The sequence below is a fragment of the Kineosporia succinea genome, assembly GCF_030811555.1.
GTDB classification, from domain to species: domain Bacteria; phylum Actinomycetota; class Actinomycetes; order Actinomycetales; family Kineosporiaceae; genus Kineosporia; species Kineosporia succinea.
Map to the genome: position 1 here is coordinate 3670690 of NZ_JAUSQZ010000001.1, position 18905 is coordinate 3689594.

Below are 18905 nucleotides of genomic sequence, written 5' to 3' on the forward strand. Positions count from 1 at the left end.
CGTTATTACTCCTGCTCGCTGCTACCGCTTGCGTCGGTGTCACTGTAGGGCCAGGACCAGTTGGCGATCTCGGGGGCGTCCTCGCCGTGTTCCCGCGTGTACGCGCGGGCCGTGATCCGGGCGTCGTCGAGCTTCTGCCTCAGCACGGCCTTGCTGCTGCCGAGAGAGGGCACCCGGTCGATGACGTCCATGGCCAGCCGGTAGCGGTCGAGGTCGTTGAGCATCACCATGTCGAACGGTGTCGTGGTGGTGCCCTCCTCCTTGTACCCGCGGACGTGGATGTTGCTGTGGTTGCGCCGCCGGTAGGTGAGGCGGTGGATGAGGGTCGGGTAGCCGTGGTAGGCGAACACGACCGGCTTGTCGGCGGTGAACAGCGCGTCGAACTCGCTGTCGGAAAGCCCGTGCGGGTGCTCGGACTCGGACTGCAGGCGCATCAGGTCGACCACGTTGATCACGCGGACCTTCAGCTCCGGCAGGTGCTGGCGCAGCAGGTCGACCGCGGCCAGCGTCTCCAGGGTCGGGATGTCACCGGCGCAGGCCAGCACCACGTCCGGCTCGCCGTCGCAGTTCGACGCCCACGGCCAGATGCCCAGGCCCCGGGTGCAGTGCGCGATCGCCTCGTCCATCGTCAGGTAGTTCAGGGCCGGCTGCTTGCCCGCGACGATGACGTTCACGTAGTTGGTGCTGCGCAGCGCGTGGTCGGTGACCGACAGCAGGGTGTTCGCGTCCGGCGGCAGGTAGACCCGGACGACCTCGGCCTTCTTGTTCACCACGTGGTCGATGAAACCCGGGTCCTGGTGCGAGAACCCGTTGTGGTCCTGACGCCACACGTGGCTCGTCAGCAGGTAGTTCAGCGACGGGATGGGCCGGCGCCAGGGAATCTCCGACGTCGTCTTCAGCCACTTCGCGTGCTGGTTGAACATCGCGTCGATGATGTGGATGAAGGCTTCGTAGCAGGTGAACAGGCCGTGCCGGCCGGTCAGGTTGTAGCCCTCGAGCCAGCCCTGGCAGAGGTGCTCGGACAGGACCTCCATCACCTGGCCGCTCGGGGCGAGGTGGTCGTCACCCTCCACGGTGCCGGTGTCCCAGGCCCGGTCGGTGATCTCGAAGACCGGGGAGAGCCGGTTGGAGGCGACCTCGTCCGGGCCCATCAGCCGGAAGTTGGTCGGGTTCGCCTGCATCACGTCGCGCAGCCAGATGCCCATCTGGCGGGTGGCCTCGCTGGAGGTGACCCCCGGTTCCTTCACGTCGACGGCGTAGTCGCGGAAGTCGGGCAGCCGCAGGGCCTTGGTGAGAAGGCCACCGTTGGTGTGCGGGTTGGCGCTCATACGCCGGTCGCCCTCGGGGGCCAGGGCGGCGAGCTCGGGCTTGAGGGAACCGTCGGGGGCGAACAGCTCCTCCGGGCGGTAGCTGCGCAGCCACTCCTCGAGCTGGGCGCGGTGGGCATCGTCGTTGCGGGTGCCCGACAGCGGCACCTGGTGCGAACGCCACGAGCCCTCGACCTGATGGCCGTCAACCGTTTTCGGCCCGGTCCAGCCCTTGGGGGTGCGCAGGACGATCATCGGCCAGGCCGGTTCGCTCTGCGGGTTCCCGGTGCGGGCCTGCCTCTGGATGGTCTCGATGTCGTCGAGTGCCGACTCCAGCGCGGCGGCGAAGGCCTGGTGCACCTGCTCCGGGTCGTCGCCGGTGACCAGGTACGGCTTGTGGCCGTAGCCCTCCATCAGCGCGACCAGCTGCTTCTCGGGGATGCGGGCCAGCAGCGTGGGGTTGGCGATCTTGTAGCCGTTCAGGTGCAGCACGGGCAGCACCGCACCGTCACGCCGTGGGTCGACGAACTTGTTGGAGTGCCAGCTCGCCGCCAGCGGGCCGGTCTCGGCCTCACCGTCGCCGACCACCGTGAGGGCGATCAGGTCGGGGTTGTCGAAGATCGCGCCGTAGCCGTGCACCAGGGCGTAGCCGAGCTCGCCGCCCTCGTGGATCGAACCGGGCGTCTCGGGAGCCACGTGGCTCGGGACTCCGCCGGGGAAGCTGAACTGGCGGAACAGCTTACGCAGACCGGTCTCGTCGGGCGTGATGTGCGAGTAGACCTCGCTGTAGGTGCCCTCGAGGTACGCGTTCGCCACCAGGCCGGGACCGCCGTGACCGGGGCCGGTGATGTAGATGGCGTTGAGATCGCGCTGCTTGATGAGCCGGTTCATGTGCGCGTAGATCAGGTTCAGGCCCGGCGTGGTGCCCCAGTGGCCCAGCAGTCGTGGCTTGATGTGCCCGGCCACCAGAGGCTCGTGCAGCAAGGGATTGTCGAGCAGGTAGATCTGGCCGACGGACAAGTAGTTCGCCGCGCGCCAGTAGGCGTCGAGGCCCGCGAGTTCCTCGGGAGTGAGGGGGTTCTCGTTCGTGAGCCTTGTGTCGGTCATGGCTTCGGTCATCGCCTGGACCGCTCCTCTCGAATCGTTTGATCCGGTTCGATCCTCCCGTGACTTCACGGTGGTGCCAACAGGACTTACGTCCGGCTGCGGGTCTCCGACGGTCCTCATCTCCGGCGCCGAGGGTCCTGTGCGGGTCTGCCCTCGTGAAACAGCGGTTTCCGGGGATTTTCGTGTCCGGACATCCGGTGTTCTGGTCAGGCGTTCGATGACAACTGCGCACTTGCGGGCGGCCGGCCCGGGACTCTGGTCCTTTCAGAAAGTGCCGTGAGTCGGCTGGGTTTCGGCCGTGCGCCGGATCTCGTCGACGATGACCTGAGGTTCGAGCAGAGGGACGAGGTGGCCCGACCGGTGGGCGAGCACATGTCGCGCGCCGGTCGCCTCGGCGCGGACCCGGTGGGCGGCCTGCAGCGCGGCGACTCGGCTCTCGTTGATGCCGGGTGAGGGCTGGGCGGCGGAGATGATGGTGGTGACGAAGCCTTCGGGGTCTGGCCGGGTCTGCTTGAGGGACGCGAGGTCGCGGCTCAGGGTGCGCAGCTCACCTCGGTAGGCGCGGGCGGCGGCGACCGTGAAGGCCTCGGCGCGCATGTCCGCGGCGGCCTCGTCGGGGAACCGGCTGAGGAACGTCCGGGCGCCGAGACGGTTCAGGCCGGTGATCGCCATCGGCACGCTGAGCAGCAGGCCGAGCCGTTCGAGGCGCCGGGCGGCCTTGCTGAAGTAGAGGTCGCAGGCCTCGTCGGTGGGGTCGACCAGGATCAGGCCGGCGATGCGTGCGGGCCGCGCGGCCGCGGCGACGCGGATGATCGGGCCGCCCCAGCTGTGCCCGACGAGGATCGCCTTCTGGCCCGGACGCAGCACGTGGTCGAGGAGGGCGGTGAGATCGGCGGCGCGATGCGGGAGCGAGTAGTGCTGAGTGGGGGAGCTGCGGCCCAGGCCGGCGCGGTCGTAGGCGACGGTGGTGAGTTCGCCCGCCAGGAGTTGCTGGGTGGCGGCCCAGTAGCTGCGGGTGCCGCCCAGGCCGGACTCGAAGACCGCGACGGTGCCGGGGTTTTGCCGGCCCTCGTGTCGCACGTAGAAGAGGTAGCGATCGTCGGGGAGGCGTGCGCCGTGGGAGGAGCCCTGGACGTGCATGTGGCCTCTGCTCCTCGCCGGTGATGCCCGGATTCCCGTTCGAGTTAGGTTACCCTAACAAGCTGATGGCCGACGAAGCGCGCATCAGTCCCGGGATCGCCGGCCCCGGTGGCGGGCATGTCCTGCTCGTGGTCGCGAATCAGTCTGTCGTTGGGGCGGGCGGAGGGCTCGTGAGGTCATGGTCTGAAGGATCATGAGGGCGAAACCGAGCCGGGTGGCGGGTTTCGGGGGCCAGGCCGAGGTGGTCTCTGCTGGGCCGTGCGGACGGTGTTGACGTCGAAGGCACTGTTGGCGCGCGGGCCGGGCAGAAGATCGATGTGTTTGAAGCCGAGGGCGGGCGGCGAAGCTGACCTTGGGTGGGTCGTGGCCCCAGGTCGCTCGGCCGGTCAGAACTTCCCCGTGAACGCCAGCTGGACGTCGTTGAGGGCCGGATACACGACAATGGCCCGCGGTCCAGGTTTTGCCTGGTCAGCGGGCCATTCGTGCACTTCTGAAGGAAGTGCCCCCGGCAGGATTCGAACCTGCGCTTTCGCCTCCGGAGGGCAAGGTGACCGTAAGGCCCTGTATGCCCCTGGCCTGCGGTGATGCTGGTTGAGTTGGGGGAGGATCGCCAACTTCCACGCGCATTCCCCGTGGGGACGGCTGGAACACTGGCCCCGACTGTTTCAGCCGGTTTATCCACAGGCGTCCGCGACGGGCTGACGGCCGGCGGGCCTGCGTGGGAAACTTGGTCCCGTGAGCGAACTGGACGAGCTGCGGGGCCGAGTGTCCGAGGTCGAGACCGAGCTGTCGCGCCTGCGTGAGGAAGCCGCAGTGACGCGTACGGTCGCGAGCATGGCCGACCGGGACGTGAGCGAGTTCCGTGGGGCGCTGCGGGCTCACGTAGGGACGCTGAACGCGTTGCGGGAGACGCAGCTGGAGCAAGGGCAGATCCAGGCCGCTCACGGGCGCGCCATCGAAGGGATCGCTCAGGCGGTTGGGGGCCTGGTCGTTCAGGTCGAAACCCTGACAGCGATGGTTGCTCGGATCACTCCGCCTGATCCCTCCCACTGAATATCAGGGGACACCCAAGCTAGAGGGGTGTCCCCTGATCCCTTGCATTCGCGCTGGTCAGAGCGATTCGGGGACAGTGGGGACAGTGGGGACACTCAGCTACGACTGTCCCCACTGGGCAAACGTAGTGACCTCGTGTGTCGGCCCCCTTTCGTCTCGGCCCGTAGGAGTTCATAGGGCGGTCAGTCTCTGACAGACAATGTGCGGGTCGGCGTCGATGGATGAGGTCGTGTTTCCCTGACCTGATGCCCCGCCTCGGTGTTTTCAGAGAGGCCGAAGGGCTCGCTAAACCATGGCCGACTGGTCGCTGAGCCAAGCTATGCCCTGCTGCTACCGGAGAACTCACTGGCGCTTCGAAGGCAGCAACCGTATTGCGCTAACACCCAACTTGCGGCAAAACCTCCCCCGGTCGGTAGCGTGTGAATATACTGCGCGAATCATAACAACGATGTGAGGTGGCCATTGGGAATGCGAACAGGCACAGATCGTAAATGTGACGTACAGCCTAATGTGAGCCTTTAATGAAGAGTCTTTACGTTCAAGCGCGGAGAATGCTTTTTCAAGTATCTTCTGCTGCCAAAATGATTATCTCTCGGTTTTTGAGTGAGCGGGCAGGGGACGCTCTCCCCCGTGAATTAGTGGCCTTAGCGTTGCTAGTCAGTGGTTTATCCGCCTGGCTGGCTTGGTACATCGATGGCGCCGACTTCCGCGGCTATGACGCGAGTGTCAACGTTCTGGCCAGCCTTATAGTCCTCGGTCCAGGTCTCCTGGTGACCAACATTTTCGTGAGAAATTGGCGTCTAAGGCGAGACGATGAAGAACTGGTTCGGGCGGTCGATCGTTATATTTTAAATTTGATTTTTCTTCTGCGGTTGAATTTGCTAGAAGCGATGGCATCTCTTCGTACTATCGTCCCAGACGGGAGTTTGCCCCTTCGTAAGCATGTCATGGCAGAGACGACGACGGGGAGGCCTGCCTCGTGGCACGAAGCTTTGGAGATGCTAGCCAGCGACTGGGCACAGGTGAGCCTTGTATTGCAAATCATTGAAGATTCGGATTCGAGGCTGCTAATGGCCAGATGGAACCCTTTGTGCTATCTCCAAACGCCGAACAGCTTGAAGCATCTCTCTCGGTCACTAGGTCGCCATATGCCAGCAGATTTGATAGATATTCGTGTCGACCAGGTTGCAAAGTCCGCTGCGGATGTCAGAAATGATTTAGAGAACATTCGAGCTGATACTCAACCCGACGAGGGGTCTCTACGGCGGTATCACTCGGGGGTTAACATCATAGTCGACGGTCTTCGTGGAATCGTGAGCGAGTTGCAGCGAGAGCTACCGCAAGTTCCATACGACTGGGACGTCTCCTCTGCTGGAGGAGATTGGGACTCTCAGCAGGGTGAGGCCTTACGCAAAATGACGCTCAAAAGTTTTGAAAGTTCGGATCCCTCGTTAACCGAAATGATATGACTGTCTCAGACGCAAGCGTCTCCTGTATGTCGAGTGTCTCTAAATAGGGCGTATGTTCCGAGCTTTGGAAGGCGCGCGCAACTACTATCGGAACATGGAAGGATAGCCAGGATGATGCAGGCCATTCTAGGGCTGCAAAAGCGGCATGAAGCCGTGTATAGCAGTGCAGTTACCTACTTCACCTATTCCTTTACCTTGAACTCTGATGGCGTTGATGTAGATTCCATTGCCAAAGCCCTATTGCAGAGCGGTCTAGCCGAGACAGCTATAGCTCCTGCTACGGATGAAGTTCGCGTAGCCGACTTCTTTGCAAATGTACAAGATGCAAGAAGGCAAGCCCGTTCGCTCGCGAGACTATCTGAGGCAGCGAGGAGCGGAAGCCTCACGGCTTTGGCAAGTTGGTCTCTCAAGAATCCTCTCTTTGCGCTGAGGATTCTCGGCAAGGTTTCTTTCAGCGCGTTCCGGCGCAGAGACGAAACGGAATCGCAGGCGGTGGAGGAGAAATCCATCAGCGAATCCATGGGTGAGGTCATCGACATGATTGACAGCTCGATGGACTCGATGCAGGAGACCCTTCGTACTATGGCGGATCGGGATCGCAGCTTCTATTCACCTGCGTATCTGGATTCGACACCTTTTGTGCGCTTGACCTTGCGACAGTTTGATTTTTCCCTACCCCTCGCCGGCTTGAATGATGGCAATCAGTCTTTTGAAGGTGAAAGCCTCATGACGTTGTTAATTCATCGATCGGGGGTTGCTCTACTTACGGTCGCAATACCGATGCCTGCAAGTCTGAATACCTCAGAGATGTTCGAAGTCAATAATGGCGCAAGGATGCGGTTTAAAACAGCAATCCTCAGTAGGGAAGTTCTCGAATTTAGTTCGCGCCCTTTCAAACGCACGGCTGAAGATGTTCCGGGAACGTGGCTCCCAGAGACGACGAGAGGAACTACCTGGAAGTCTCTGGCTATTGAAGGGGGGCTTACCGTTGAAGATATTTTTAACTTCTACGCGTACGCTATACGGCACTCGTTGCGGTCGCCGTCTTCACCAGGTTATTTTATGTGCTATCACTCGCTGTGCGTTGATGCACTTGGTTGCTGTGCGAATAGGAAGCGGTGGCTTTCGCGACACAAGGCAGAATTGGCGGGCTTGGTCGGTCGTTTTGAGCGGTACGGTAATGCCACTTCGGGTACCGTCGCCAACCTCCTCGCTAAGGATTGGTCTTTAACGGAAAGCGATTCGGTATACCTTAACCCGGGAAACATGCTTCGCTTGCACTGGAATTGGATCGACCATGGTCGGGAAGTATCCGAAGACTTGTGGACTCTTGCCGTTATCGACAGTTTCCTGCTCCGGTTCTCCCAGCTAGAGCAATTGAAAAGATTCTTCGATGCGAACTTGAATGTTCGGTCTTTGAATCAAGCGCAGTTGCGCATTGCTCTTGGGCTGCATGAATTTAGGAGTTCGGAAATCGGATTTGGGTCGGCAAGCGACATGGTTAAATACTTGTCGGACTCGCAAGATCTGGACCGTTCATATCAGCATGTGCTAGATCGGATCTCGTCATTGAGCTCTTTGATTGAGGCACGTAGGGCATTGAGAAACGTTCGGCGCGACACCATCCTTACCGGGCTAGGATCTGTTGCTGCCGTATTCTTTGCGCTTCCTCCGATCGATCAATCCATCGCTCTTCTAGTCTCTCTGCCGAGATCCGGTATAAACATTCTGGGCGGTTACGAGGGAGATGCCCACGCGCTTGCACTACGCGTTTATCAGACGCTATTGGCGGTGCTTCTGATGGGATTTCTCGGATCACTTTTCAGATTTGCGTTCAAGAAAATTAAGAAACCACGGTTTCGGCGTCCCCTAAAACGATTCGGTATTACTTGGCGGGGCCTGCCGCACAGGGAAGGCGATAAGCAAGGCTGAGTCAGGAGTGAAAACTATCAGCGAGTCGCCATACGACTCCGGCCGCGTCCGGCGCTGGTAAGCCAACAGCGTGGGGACGCGGCCGGAGCCTGTTGCCGTGACGCGACTCGACGGAGGGAGTGTCAGCGCGCCACGATGGTTGCCCCCACGGTGCCAGGACCCCGTGTTCACCGGCACGGTGGGGGCGGTTGGTCGGGCAGTCCGGTTGGTTGCGAGCCGGTACGGGCTGCCCTGCTTGCTGGTCGCCGTCCGGAGCCTGATTCGCGCAGGCCCCGGACGGCGACGTTTCCCCCGCGCGCCTCGCCGGCCCTTCCCCGTCAGAGGCCGGCGAACAGGGGAGTCTGTGGGTTACTCCAAGGGGGAGACATAGGCATAGGCCGGCACGCTCTGGCCGTCGCCGAAGGTGTGCTCTACCTCGGCGATGCGCTCCCATCCGAGCTTTTCGTAGGTGCGGATCGCGGCCTTATCCTTCGCCATCACGTCCAGCACCGCGCGCCGGCCGAGTCGGCGGGCGATCTCGGTGGCTGAGTCAGTCAGCCGTGCGCCGAGGGCTTCCCCGCGTGCTTCGGGAGCGATGAAGAGCCGACCGAGAACGGCGATCGCGTCCAGCGGCTGATCCTCGCGGCGTGCCCACTCGGTCGCAGCCGCGTCGCCCTCGGTCGGGTAGCTGAGCATGACGTGCCCGACGACCTGGCCGTCCTTCTCAGCGGTGAGTGCGGCCAACTCGTTGTCCGACGTGAGCCACGCAATTGGGTCGGCCACGCCCTCGACGGGGTAGCCGTCCAGCTCGTGCACGCGGACCAGGAGGTCGCCGAGGCCGGGAAGGTCGTCGGCGGTGCGGGGGCGGATTCGGGATGTGGTGGTGTCTGCCATCAGTCCTCTACAGCCATCGAGTAATCGAGCCCGGTCAAGTCGGAACGCATGATGAAGTTGGTTACCTCGAAAGGCTTTCCGTCCTGATCGATGCCGGTGTGCACGACATCGAGGACAGGGACGCCCGGGGGAGTGCGCAGGATCGCGGCCTCATCGGGGCGGGGCATCCGTGCGGAGATCTCTTCACGGACGTTGGTGATCTTGTGGCCGAGTTCGGCGAACCGGGCGTAGATGCTTCCGGTGCCGGTCTTGGCGTGGGTGGCAAGCACTGACCCCTCGGCGATCTCCCACGGAATGTACGTGATCCCGATCTGCACCGGAACCTCGTCGGCGTAGTAATGATTGACGCGCTGGACAACGGATTTCGACTCCGGATCAACCGCGAGGCGTTCGGCGACGACGGCCGGCGGGACCACGCGGCTGATGTCGGGCACGTCGACCCGCACGGTCTTGTCTTGCTTGAGTGCTTCGGCTCGGAACGGCGACAGGCCGGTCTCGCGGCGCGTTCGCTCTGAGTACCGCTCTGCGCCAAGGCGAATCATCCGAACTTGCTTGCGAACGTAGGCGCCCGATCCGTGTCGGACGTCCACCAAACCCTCGGTGGCGAGGATGTTCACCGCCTCACGGGCGGTGTTGCGCGCTGCGCCATAGGTCGAGGCCAGCACCCGTTCCGAGGGGAGCTTGTCTCCCTCCTGGTAGGTGCCGTCCGCGATTGCCCGGCGCAGCGTCTCGGCGATGCGGCGACTCGGGGGCAACTCGCGCTGCGTGGTCATGGGCTGGGCTCTCCGTTCGGTCCTGTGATCAGGAGTCTAGGCGATCTGGCTCAAGCCACTTGTTGACTCTCCCCCGCCTGGACGTCTATAACTGGCTCAAGCCAGTTACTGGCTTAAGCCAGTTAGGCAACGGAAGGGGAACCCAATGCATTCCTGGCGGGCACTGAACGGGCCGAGTCGACGCGAGCTGCGTGAGATCGAGGCCGAATGGCCGTTGATCTTGGCCGAGTTGGCGGTGGTGGATGCCGAGATCGCATTGGCGATCACGGGTGATGAAGTGGCATCCGAGCTGGGGCGTCGGCGGCTGGACCAGGCTCTGACTGGCGCAACTGAGATGGCACGCCGCCTGGTCGCGACCGACGCCGACTGGTTCAGCGGTGGACCACTTGGCGGGGCTGCGGCGTGAGCGCGATCACCGCGCATATCCGCAGTTCAGCGCCGCGGCACGCCTCACTGGCCCTGCGTCGGGCGTTGCTTGGCTACCTGGCGACGCTCTGCTGCGCACCGGCGATCACACTCGGGGCGCTGCTGGTGAGCGGTCACTGGGACAGCAAGCCGCCAGCGTCGCGGGTGGTTGAGGTCCGGTGCCTGAACGAGCGGCTTCAGTACGGGATCGACAGCGGCCGGTCTGACGGGTTGCTGCTGGCCAAGGACACCGGGCGGGCGTGCTGATGCCGGCCGAACAGATCGCTGGTGAGGCGGTGGCTCGCATGGCTGGCTTCGACGACGAGCGATTCCGGGAGGCGGCATGAACACGGGGATGAACAAGACGCCCGACCAGTACGCCGACGAAGCGGCCGAGGCGGTGCGGTCGCTCAATCACGCGACGCTGCGAACGGCCGGCGGGTACGTATGGCCGGCCGATGTGGATGCCGTGATCGCCAATCTGACCGCGATGGTTGCCGGCTCGGAGCAAGCAATCCGGCAGGGGTACGGGTGGCTGGCTCGGGCGGCGCAGGCCGGGGCGGTGGGGCACGACGAGAGCGCCGATGTGGCCGGCGAGTTGGCGGTGCTGAGGACGACGGCCGTCGAGGCGATCGAGCAAGTACAGGTGCTGACGGCCCGGCTGAACGAGATGCGCCGAGTGACTTCGCATCTGACCGGGATCACCACGGAGCGGGAGACCAAATAATGACGCTGGACAGCAATGAGATGGCGCCAACCAATGACGGGCGGATCGCGCCGGTGGTTGAGGGGCGACGCCGCGCGTGGCCCGTGCTGTTGCTGGCTCTGCCGGCGTTCGTGGCGATCTGGTCGGGCTGGGTGGAGCTGGGCCGACTGACCGGCTTCGGTGAAGTGCAGCCGCTGCCCGGGATCTGGGACGCCCTCACGATCGATACGGCGATCACGCTGCCGGTCGGTGTCGAGACCTACGCCGCTTACGCGCTGAACGTGTGGCTGGCCGGCGGCACCTCGACCCGGGCGACGCGGTTCGCTCGCGCCTCGGCGCTGGGATCGCTGGCCCTCGGTGCGGCCGGCCAGGTGGCCTATCACCTGATGTCTGCGGCGGGCATGGTGTCGGCTCCGTGGCAGATCACGGCGGTGGTCGCGTGTCTGCCGGTTGCTGTGCTGGGGATGGGCGCGGCGCTGTACCACCTCGTGAACGAGCACCAGGCCGAGGACGTCCCGGCGCTGGATGCCGCCGAGGCATGGACCGAGCGTTCGGTGATCGCGAACGCGGTGCGAGAGCGTCACCCGGACCCGATCGCAGAGACCGCGGCGGAGACGGCCGATGTGCTGGCTGAGCCCGGACATGGTGAGGAACCGGAGACTGACGACGCCGCTGTCGCGGTGGGGGAGCTTTCCCGTGAAGAGGATTCGCTGTCCCGGCTGATCGATCTCGTGAACGTGATGAACGCTCGTCACCCGGAGTGGAACCTGCCCGTCCCCGAAGCCCGTACTGAGGGACGCCCCGGTGCGAGCACCCGGAAGCCTCGGCGCGTCGATGCCGGCACCAAGATCCGGGACCTGCGGGCGAAGCACCCGGACTGGACGGTCGAGAAGATCGCGGCCAAGGCCGGCGTCACCGACCGGACGGTGCGACGGCACCTCAACGCCCCGACCGCAATCGCCCCGACCGCAATCGCGCCGGTCGAGGCGGACCAGACGCCGGATCTCGCGGCCTGACCACTGCCCACGGAAGGGGATGCACGATGGACACCACTGGTGAAGCGAACGATCCCGCCCGGGACCCCGGTCGGGTTGCGGGACCGGCCTACGGCACCCCTGACCCCACCTTGCCCGCAATGGCTTTGGTGCGCCGGCTGACGACGGAACCGGACAACAACCCGGACACCGAGGCGGACATGCACCCGGACAATTCGAGTGCCGTCGGCTCCACTGCTGCGACCGGCGGGGAGGTCCTGGAAGGCGTGGTGTTGTCCCCGGTCCGTGAGGTGGCAGCGTCCGGTGCTGTGTCCGGGATCAAGGTGGTCCGGACGGTCATCACGAGTGATCGCAGCGTTGCTGCGTCGAAACTGGTTGCGCGTCATGCCCTCTACATCCCCGGTGGCGCTCTCAGCGTCACTCGGCGGTTGTGGGAGGCGGGCACGACGTCTCGTCATCAGCGAATGATGCGGCAGGCCGAGATGGCGGGCAATGCTGAGTTGCTGTCGGAGTGGGAGACGCGGGCCGAGGCGTTCCGCAACGCCCGCCACCGGCGAACGATGGACTGGATCGCCGCACCGTTCGTGCTGGCCAAGGGCTTGGTCGTGGGGACGTTCGCGCTGTTCTTCTTCCTTCTCGGTCTCGGTGTGCTGCTGGCGTGTGCCCGTAAGGATGTCGGGATGTTGCTGGGCCCCGTGAACGGGTTCCTGGCGCTGGTGAACTTCGTGGCCGTTGCGGTCACGGTGGCGTGGACGCCGGTGGTCATGGCGGCGCCGTGGGTGCTGCTGGTCGCGTTGTGGAATGAGGGACGCCGGCGGGCTCCGCTGCCGTCGTGGCTGGCCACCGCGTCTGAGGCGGACCTGGACGTCGCGATCGATGAGCACACGATCGCTCAGGCGCTCCTGGCCCTGCGGATCCCGCAGATCAAGGACGCGCTGAAAGTCGCTCCCTTGCAGTTCATCACTCCCGCCCGGCGCGACGGTCGCGGCACGCACGCCGTGGTGCGACTGCCCGCCGGCGTCACCGCGGAGCAGATCGCCACGCGCCGGGCTCCGTTGGCCGGCGGGCTCTACCGGCAGGCCAAGGAGGTGTGGCCGACCACCGGCAGCGAGGCCGGCATCCTCGATCTGTGGGTGGCTGACAAAGGCGCACTGGCTGAGGGCGCGGGGGAGTACCCGCTGCTGGCCGAGGGCAAGTGCGACGTGTTCAAGGGCGTCCCGTTCGGCAAGACCCTGCGAGGCATTCCGGTAGTGATGCCGGTGATGGAACGCAACACGATCGGGGGAGGGATGCCCGGTCAGGGGAAGTCGACCTCGGCCCGGGTGGCGTTCGCCGGCGCTGCCCTGGACATCACGGCGGAGCTTCGGATCTGGGTGCCGGATGCGAACTTCGACTTCGAGGCGTTCGCGCCGAGGTGTTCCCGGTACGTGATGGGCGCCGAGGATGAACGGCTAGAGGAGATCGTTCAGGACCTGCGGGACCTTCACGCCGAGGTTCAGTCGCGTGGCGAGCTGCTGATCAAGTACCAGATCCCGGCCGTCACGCGGGAGCTGGCCAGCAAGGATGTCGGGCTGCATCCGCTGCTGTGCCTGCTGGAAGAGGCGCACGTGCTCTTCCAGCACCCGGAGCTCGGCAAGGAGGCGCAGAAGCTCGCGATCGACATCGTTCGTCTCGGCCGCAAGCGGGGCATTCACCTGTTCGTCTCGACCCAGGCACCGACGAAGGACTCGATTCCCCGTGACGTGACCCGGAACTGTTCCAACGGGATCGCTTTCGCCGTCGGCGACCACGTGGCCAATGACGCACTCCTCGGCCAGGGCGCCTACCGGGGCGGGCACCGGGCGACCGAGCTGATCCCGGGCACGGACCGGGGAACCGCTGTGGTCAAGGGATTCTCGGGTCAGCGCTCCGAGATCGTTCAGGTGTACTTCATCGAGATCGACAAGGCTAACGACCAGATCACCCCGATCATCACCCGCTCCCTCAAGCTCATCGCCGACCGAGGCCGGCCCGTTCCCGGCACCGGCCGCACCCGAACAGTCGAGAATCGGCCGGCCACGCGGGATCTGCTGGCCGACCTGGACCAGGTGCTCGGCGCCGACCCGGTGCGGGTGGCTGATGTGCCGGCGCTGCTGGCTCGGGCGTTCCCCGCGTGGCGTGCCTACCGGGACCTGACCGGCAAGGACCTGCGGGCGATCCTGGCCACCGATCACGGGATCAAGGTCCCCTCGACCGGCAACCGCTACCCCCTCGACCCGGCCACCGTCCGTGACGCCCTGGACCGCCGCCCCGATCCCGAAACCGCCCCGGACGAGGACGACGGCGACGGGCCGGCCCTGCTGGCCAGTTAGGCCCGCACCAGTGCCGTAACACCGGCTGAAACAGCTGGCTCGGCCGCTGACCAGGCTCGATCTAACCGAGTTAACTCCGAACTCTTCGCAGCTCAACCCCACCTTCGCCGCTCACGGGTGGCGGGTTAGAAACCTAACTCGCCACCGGTGCGGCTAACCACGCCCAAAACCCGAAACCAACCCCATCCGTGGGGGTCGGAGGCTGTCGTGAGCACCGTTACCGCGTTCCTCATCCTCGCCGCTATCGGTTACGCACTGTTGTACGCGCTCGTCGTGATGATCTTCCCGTTCCGGCCCTGCAAACGCTGCGCAGGCCGCGGCGTGCGGCACAACCGCCTCACCGGCGGCGGGTTCCGTCAGTGCACCAAATGCGCCGGCACAGGCCGCGCCGTGCGCCCGGGACGAAAGGTGCTCGAGCACCTGAACACCGACCCGAGCAACCGGTGGTCCAACATCCCCGGCGACCCGCGTCCCCTCACACCGCGCCGACGCCGCCGGTGGTGACCCAACCCAACAACCCGCGTCCCCATCAGCTTTCACCGCAACAGGAGTCAGCGTGAACACCTCACGAGTCACCGGGCTTGGTCCGGCGCAGCACGGACAGGAACACCGCGCCCAAGACAATCACGACCACCACGCGCAGACTTCCGCCTTGGGTGTCACCGCTGAGGAAGTTGTCCAGAGCGACGAGGGCAACCCCGACCTCAGCCAGAACCACGCTGGCCAGCAGGAACCACCACCATCGGGGGCTCAGACGTCCGTCGGATCGGTTGTTGCTCATGATTCGGACCGTACCGGCCGAGACACGGGGCGCACCCTGGCGGGTCGTCGGGGGCAGCGTGACGTCCTGGTCGCTGCGGCCCTAACCTACGCCGCCCGAGGTTGGCACGTCTTTCCCCTGCGACCGAACGACAAGCGGCCGGCATTCCCCGACCACGCCGAGGCTCAATGCAACGGCCGCGACCCGAGGTGCCGGCGCGCGGGTCGGCACGTGCCGTGGGAGGAACGCGCCACCACGGACCCGGCCCGGATCACCGCGGCCTGGACCCGGGCCCCGTACGGGATCGGGATCGCCACCGGCCCCTCGGGCTTGGTCGTCATCGACCTGGATCAGCCCAAGGAGGGCCGGCCGCCGGCCGAGTGGAACGAACCGGGGGTCAGCGACGGCGCCGACGTGTTCGCGTTGCTGTGCCAGCGCGCCGGCCAGCCCTGCCCCTGGCACACCCACACCGTGCGTACAGGCTCCGGCGGCCTGCACCTGTACTTCACCTCCCCACCCGAGGCGGAGCTCAGGTGCACGGCCGGCCACCTCGGGTGGCTGATCGACACCCGCGCCCACGGCGGCTACGTCGTCGCCCCGCCCACGATCGTTGCCGGCCGCGAGTACCTGGCCGAAGAGGCGCCGGTGCTGCCTCTGCCGCAATGGCTGGCCGATGCCCTGACGCCGAGGCCGATCCTCGCTCCCGCACCGATCCGCCTTCGGCGCAGCGGCACCGACCGGGCCAGCGCTTACCTCGACGCGGCCCTGAACGGCGCGGTGGAGGCCGTTCGGACCTCAGGGGAGGGCCAGCACAACCGGGCCCTGTACCTGGCGGCGGTGCAGTTGGGGCAACTCGTAGCAGGTGGCGCGCTGACGGCCGAGACCGTAGCGGCCGTTCTGTTGCCGGCCGCGCTGGCGATCGGGCAACCGGAGGCCGAGGCCACCCGCACGATCGCCTCAGGGCTTCGGGCCGGCGCCCGTCGTCCCCGCACACTCTCGAGCACCGGAGTTGCCGCATGAACGCCAACGGTCCGGTGCCGGACGACCAGGGCCAGCCTCCGCAGAGCGGCCGGCGTCTGCAAGCCGTGAGCCCCAACAGTCCGAGCGTGTTCCGGCCTCGGCTGTGGACGGCTGACGAGGTGATGGATACCGAGTTCCCGCCCCCGAAGTGGGCCGTTCCCGGGCTGATCTGTGAGGGCGTGTCCCTGCTGGCCGGCCCGCCCAAGGTGGCGAAGTCCTGGCTGCTGCTGTCGACGTGCCTCGCGGTGGCCTCGGGCGGAAAGGCGCTGGGCTCGATCCCGGTTCGTCAGGGCCCGGTGCTCTATCTGGCTCTGGAAGACACCCCGCGCCGACTGAAGTCCCGCATGGGCCAACTGCTCGGCGATCGGCCGGCCCCACCCGGTCTGCACCTGGCGACCGAGTGGCCGACCATGCCCGCCGGCGGAGACGTCGCGATCGCTGAATGGCTCGACCAGCACCCCGACGCCCGGATGATCGGTATCGACGTGTTCGCCAAGGTCCGAGGCCCGGCCTCACCGTCCCTGTCGGCTTACGACGCTGACTACGCGGCGGTGGGACGGATCAAGAAGATCGCCGATCACTACGGCATCGCGATCGTGCTGATCCACCACGTCCGCAAGGCCGGAAGTGATGACTTCCTCCAAGAAGTCAGCGGCACCAACGGCATTGCCGGCGCCGCCGACGCAACCCTGATCCTCAAGCGTCCCCGAGGGCAGGCTGACGGAACACTCTCGATCACCGGCCGAGACGTCGAAGAGGCCGAGATCGCCCTCACGCACGATCAGAACACCGGGCATTGGCTGAAGAACGACCGGCCGGCCGATGAAGTCAGCCTCGGCGACACCCGCGCATCCATCCTGAAAACCTTGCGGGAGAGCGCGAAACCGCTCGGTCCCACGGCAGTCGCCGACATCACCGGGGCCAAGGTCGAGACGGTGAAGAAGACCATGCAGCGCATGAGCGACGCCGGCCAGATCTGGCCGGCCACCGGAGGCAAGTACACCGCTCCCATGCCGGGATCGGCCCCCTTCCCGGGCATCGACGGGGACACCCCGACCAGGGGTGTCCCTCCTGTCCCCGGTGTCCCTGAATCGCTCTGACCAGCACGAACGTCCTTGAAAGCGGGGACACCCCCTCGGAACTGTCCCCGTCTGGCACGGCACCATCCCGCATCGGTGATCAAAGGAGCCACCCGTGGCAGGACGACCCACCCTCACCGTGTTCGAGCTCTGCCAAGAGCTGGGTATCGGACGCTCGACCTTCTACGAATGGCGCGCGAAGCGTCGCGGCCCTCGCTGTATCAAGCTCCCGAACGGTGAATTGCGCATCCGCAAGGTTGATTTCGCTGAATGGCTCGAATCGCTGGAAGAGGCCGCCTGATGGAAACCACCTACGATGTGAAGATCTGGAAGACCGAGGTGTACCGGGGAAAGCGGCTCACCAGCTACACGGTGCGGTGGAAGGTGGCCGGCCAGGAATGGCGAGAGCCGTTCCGGACCTCGGCCCTGGCCGAGAGCTTCCGGTCCGGGCTGACCTCGGCCACACGCAAGGGGGAGGCGTTCAACGTCCTCACCGGCCGGCCGCTGTCGATGGATCGGGTGAGCGTTGATGAGAAGTGGTACGACCACGCGTGCAAGTTCGTTGATCTGAAGTGGCCGCACGTCGCGGCCACCACCCGCCGCACGCACGCCGAGGCCATGACCGCGGTGACCATGCTGATGCTGAAGACCGAGGCGCCCGACCCGAAGCTGATCCGTACGGTGCTGCGGGTGTGGGGTTTCAACACCGTCAAGCGGGCCGACCCGAAGATGCCTGAAGAACAGAAAGCTGCCCTGGCGTGGGTGAAGCGCAACAGCCGACCGGTGGCGGCCCTGTCGGCCCCGGAGACGCTGCGGGCCGTGCTGAACGGGCTCACGCTCAAGCTCGACGGGGAACCGATGGCCAGTAGCGTTCTGACGCGCCGGCGGAAGATCTTCGGAACCTCCCTTGAGTACGCGGTGGAGCGAAAGTTGCTCACCAGCAACCCGATACCGAAGCTCAAGTGGACGGCGCCCAAGTCGTCCGGATCGGTCGACCGCCGGCGGGTGGCCAACCCGAGGCAGGCCGCGACGCTGCTGGACAGCGTGCGTCGTCAAGGTCGCTGGGGCCGGCACATGGTCGCCTTCTACGGGTGCCTGTACTACGCGGCTCTGCGTCCCGAAGAGGCCGTGGCGTTACGACGATCCAACCTGGTCCTACCTGCGGAGGGCTGGGGTTCGATGACGATCGAGTCCGCAGAGCCCTACGCGGGCAAGGAGTGGACGAACACCGGTGAGAACCGCGATCGGCGACAGCTCAAGCAGCGCGACCGAGGCGAGACGCGCACCATCCCGATCTCGCCTCCGCTGACGCTGCTGCTGAACGAGCACCTGGCGCTCTACCGCCCGAAGTCCGGTGGTCGGATCTTCTGGGGTGAGCGCAACCGGGACGAGCTTCCGGTGGGCACCGTGCACCGGGTGTGGAGCTGGGCACGGAAGGACGCGTTCACGGCCGAGGTGGCCGCCTCGCCGCTGGCGGCGGTGCCGTACGACCTGCGGCACGCGGCGGTGTCCACGTGGCTCAACGGTGGGGTGCCGCCGACCCAGGTCGCGGAGTGGGCCGGCCACTCGGTGGAGGTGCTGCTGAAGATCTACGCGAAGTGTCTCGACGGGGGAGCCGGGGAGATGCAGCGGCGGATGGAGTCGGCGCTAGGGCTGGGGCCGGCCGCCAGGGGCACCCGGCCGGCCAAAAACTTCCCCGCGTATTCCCCGCAGACTTCCCCGCGCATTCCCCGTGAACGCTAGTTAGGAGCCGTTGAGGGCCGGACACGGCCGGACTCAAAACAGAAGCCGCTGACCGGGATACTGCCTGGTCAGCGGCTTGTTTTGGCTGGTCCTGCGGTGGTGCCCCCGGCAGGATTCGAACCTGCGCTTTCGCCTCCGGAGGGCGACGCTCTATCCCCTGAGCTACGGGGGCTCGGGTGTTCCCGAGACTAG

At 65.4% G+C, this 18905-nt stretch carries 17 protein-coding genes, 1 tRNA gene and 1 pseudogene; 13 read left to right on the plus strand and 6 right to left on the minus strand.

Going from position 1 to position 18905, the window contains the following annotated elements; all coding sequences use genetic code 11:
* Positions 1–5: 5 nt before the first annotated feature.
* Positions 6–2426, minus strand: coding sequence for a phosphoketolase family protein (locus tag J2S57_RS16135; protein WP_307243541.1), 2421 nt, complete (start codon positions 2424–2426; stop codon positions 6–8).
* A 252-nt stretch (positions 2427–2678) separates the two neighbouring features.
* Positions 2679–3554 (minus strand): alpha/beta fold hydrolase, encoded by an 876-nt coding sequence (locus J2S57_RS16140; RefSeq protein ID WP_307243543.1) that lies wholly within the window; start codon positions 3552–3554, stop codon positions 2679–2681.
* Between the two features lie 735 nt (positions 3555–4289).
* On the opposite strand from J2S57_RS16140, the gene J2S57_RS16145 reads away from it, so the two are divergent.
* The 3 genes from J2S57_RS16145 (at position 4290) to J2S57_RS16155 (ending at position 8008) form a co-directional block, all read left to right on the plus strand.
* Positions 4290–4607 carry a hypothetical protein gene (locus J2S57_RS16145; protein ID WP_307243545.1) on the plus strand — a complete coding sequence of 106 codons (318 nt, stop codon included), beginning with the start codon at positions 4290–4292 and terminating at the stop codon, positions 4605–4607.
* Positions 4608–5128: 521 nt separating this feature from the next.
* Positions 5129–6076, plus strand: a complete 948-nt coding sequence (locus tag J2S57_RS16150; RefSeq protein ID WP_307243548.1) for a hypothetical protein — start codon at positions 5129–5131, stop codon at positions 6074–6076.
* 111 nt (positions 6077–6187) lie between these two features.
* Positions 6188–8008, plus strand: coding sequence for a hypothetical protein (locus J2S57_RS16155; protein WP_307243550.1), 1821 nt, complete (start codon positions 6188–6190; stop codon positions 8006–8008).
* A gap of 348 nt (positions 8009–8356) precedes the next feature.
* Here J2S57_RS16155 and J2S57_RS16160 read toward each other — a convergent pair whose 3' ends face one another.
* Complete coding sequence (locus J2S57_RS16160; RefSeq protein ID WP_307243552.1) at positions 8357–8881, minus strand: GNAT family N-acetyltransferase; 525 nt, start codon at positions 8879–8881, stop codon at positions 8357–8359.
* Positions 8881–9654, minus strand: coding sequence for a GntR family transcriptional regulator (locus tag J2S57_RS16165; protein WP_307243554.1), 774 nt, complete (start codon positions 9652–9654; stop codon positions 8881–8883). Before J2S57_RS16165 ends, J2S57_RS16160 begins: the two co-directional genes overlap by 1 nt.
* A 145-nt stretch (positions 9655–9799) precedes the next feature.
* On the opposite strand from J2S57_RS16165, the gene J2S57_RS16170 reads away from it, so the two are divergent.
* From J2S57_RS16170 to J2S57_RS16195, 6 genes and pseudogenes are all read left to right on the plus strand, one after another.
* The gene (locus tag J2S57_RS16170) at positions 9800–10060 is read left to right on the plus strand and encodes a DUF6284 family protein (RefSeq protein ID WP_307243556.1); all 261 of its coding nucleotides are present in this window, start codon (positions 9800–9802) and stop codon (positions 10058–10060) included.
* Positions 10057–10326, plus strand: a complete 270-nt coding sequence (locus tag J2S57_RS16175) for a hypothetical protein (protein WP_307243558.1) — start codon at positions 10057–10059, stop codon at positions 10324–10326. The genes J2S57_RS16170 and J2S57_RS16175 overlap by 4 nt, the downstream gene beginning before the upstream one ends.
* Positions 10327–10402: 76 nt before the next feature.
* The gene (locus tag J2S57_RS16180) at positions 10403–10786 is read left to right on the plus strand and encodes a hypothetical protein (protein WP_307243560.1); all 384 of its coding nucleotides are present in this window, start codon (positions 10403–10405) and stop codon (positions 10784–10786) included.
* A 65-nt stretch (positions 10787–10851) separates the two neighbouring features.
* Positions 10852–11265 (plus strand): annotated as a pseudogene (locus J2S57_RS35350) (ABC transporter permease); the annotation flags it as partial.
* A 635-nt stretch (positions 11266–11900) separates the two neighbouring features.
* Positions 11901–14111, plus strand: a complete 2211-nt coding sequence (locus J2S57_RS16190) for a hypothetical protein (RefSeq protein ID WP_307243566.1) — start codon at positions 11901–11903, stop codon at positions 14109–14111.
* 207 nt (positions 14112–14318) lie between these two features.
* Positions 14319–14615 carry a hypothetical protein gene (locus J2S57_RS16195; protein WP_307243569.1) on the plus strand — a complete coding sequence of 99 codons (297 nt, stop codon included), beginning with the start codon at positions 14319–14321 and terminating at the stop codon, positions 14613–14615.
* A gap of 61 nt (positions 14616–14676) precedes the next feature.
* Here the strand turns inward: J2S57_RS16195 and J2S57_RS16200 are convergent, their stop codons facing one another.
* Positions 14677–14892 (minus strand): hypothetical protein, encoded by a 216-nt coding sequence (locus J2S57_RS16200; RefSeq protein ID WP_307251165.1) that lies wholly within the window; start codon positions 14890–14892, stop codon positions 14677–14679.
* A 66-nt stretch (positions 14893–14958) separates the two neighbouring features.
* On the opposite strand from J2S57_RS16200, the gene J2S57_RS16205 reads away from it, so the two are divergent.
* The 4 genes from J2S57_RS16205 to J2S57_RS16220 all read left to right on the plus strand — a co-directional run bounded on the left by J2S57_RS16205 (position 14959) and on the right by J2S57_RS16220 (position 18713).
* Positions 14959–15891 (plus strand): bifunctional DNA primase/polymerase, encoded by a 933-nt coding sequence (locus J2S57_RS16205; protein WP_307251058.1) that lies wholly within the window; start codon positions 14959–14961, stop codon positions 15889–15891.
* A complete protein-coding gene (locus J2S57_RS16210) occupies positions 15888–16991 on the plus strand; it encodes an AAA family ATPase (RefSeq protein ID WP_307243571.1) in 1104 nt (367 codons plus the stop codon). The genes J2S57_RS16205 and J2S57_RS16210 overlap by 4 nt, the downstream gene beginning before the upstream one ends.
* A 94-nt stretch (positions 16992–17085) precedes the next feature.
* A complete protein-coding gene (locus J2S57_RS16215) occupies positions 17086–17271 on the plus strand; it encodes a helix-turn-helix transcriptional regulator (RefSeq protein ID WP_307243573.1) in 186 nt (61 codons plus the stop codon).
* Positions 17271–18713 carry a tyrosine-type recombinase/integrase gene (locus tag J2S57_RS16220; protein WP_307243575.1) on the plus strand — a complete coding sequence of 481 codons (1443 nt, stop codon included), beginning with the start codon at positions 17271–17273 and terminating at the stop codon, positions 18711–18713. Before J2S57_RS16215 ends, J2S57_RS16220 begins: the two co-directional genes overlap by 1 nt.
* Before the next feature lie 97 nt (positions 18714–18810).
* On the opposite strand, the gene J2S57_RS16225 is transcribed toward J2S57_RS16220, so the two are convergent.
* Positions 18811–18885, minus strand: a tRNA-Arg gene (locus tag J2S57_RS16225).
* Between the last annotated feature and the right edge of the window lie 20 nt (positions 18886–18905).

Excerpts from the sequence above, each read along its gene's own strand:
- J2S57_RS16135 (WP_307243541.1), bottom strand. The coding sequence starts at position 2,426 with ATGACCGAAGCCATGACCGACACAAGGCTCACGAACGAGAACCCCCTC.
- J2S57_RS16140 (WP_307243543.1), bottom strand. The coding sequence starts at position 3,554 with ATGCACGTCCAGGGCTCCTCCCACGGCGCACGCCTCCCCGACGATCGC.
- J2S57_RS16150 (WP_307243548.1), top strand. The coding sequence starts at position 5,129 with ATGAAGAGTCTTTACGTTCAAGCGCGGAGAATGCTTTTTCAAGTATCT.
- J2S57_RS16155 (WP_307243550.1), top strand. The coding sequence starts at position 6,188 with ATGATGCAGGCCATTCTAGGGCTGCAAAAGCGGCATGAAGCCGTGTAT.
- J2S57_RS16160 (WP_307243552.1), bottom strand. The coding sequence starts at position 8,881 with ATGGCAGACACCACCACATCCCGAATCCGCCCCCGCACCGCCGACGAC.
- J2S57_RS16165 (WP_307243554.1), bottom strand. The coding sequence starts at position 9,654 with ATGACCACGCAGCGCGAGTTGCCCCCGAGTCGCCGCATCGCCGAGACG.
- J2S57_RS16170 (WP_307243556.1), top strand. The coding sequence starts at position 9,800 with ATGCATTCCTGGCGGGCACTGAACGGGCCGAGTCGACGCGAGCTGCGT.
- J2S57_RS16180 (WP_307243560.1), top strand. The coding sequence starts at position 10,403 with ATGAACACGGGGATGAACAAGACGCCCGACCAGTACGCCGACGAAGCG.
- J2S57_RS16190 (WP_307243566.1), top strand. The coding sequence starts at position 11,901 with ATGGCTTTGGTGCGCCGGCTGACGACGGAACCGGACAACAACCCGGAC.
- J2S57_RS16200 (WP_307251165.1), bottom strand. The coding sequence starts at position 14,892 with ATGAGCAACAACCGATCCGACGGACGTCTGAGCCCCCGATGGTGGTGG.
- J2S57_RS16210 (WP_307243571.1), top strand. The coding sequence starts at position 15,888 with ATGAACGCCAACGGTCCGGTGCCGGACGACCAGGGCCAGCCTCCGCAG.
- J2S57_RS16220 (WP_307243575.1), top strand. The coding sequence starts at position 17,271 with ATGGAAACCACCTACGATGTGAAGATCTGGAAGACCGAGGTGTACCGG.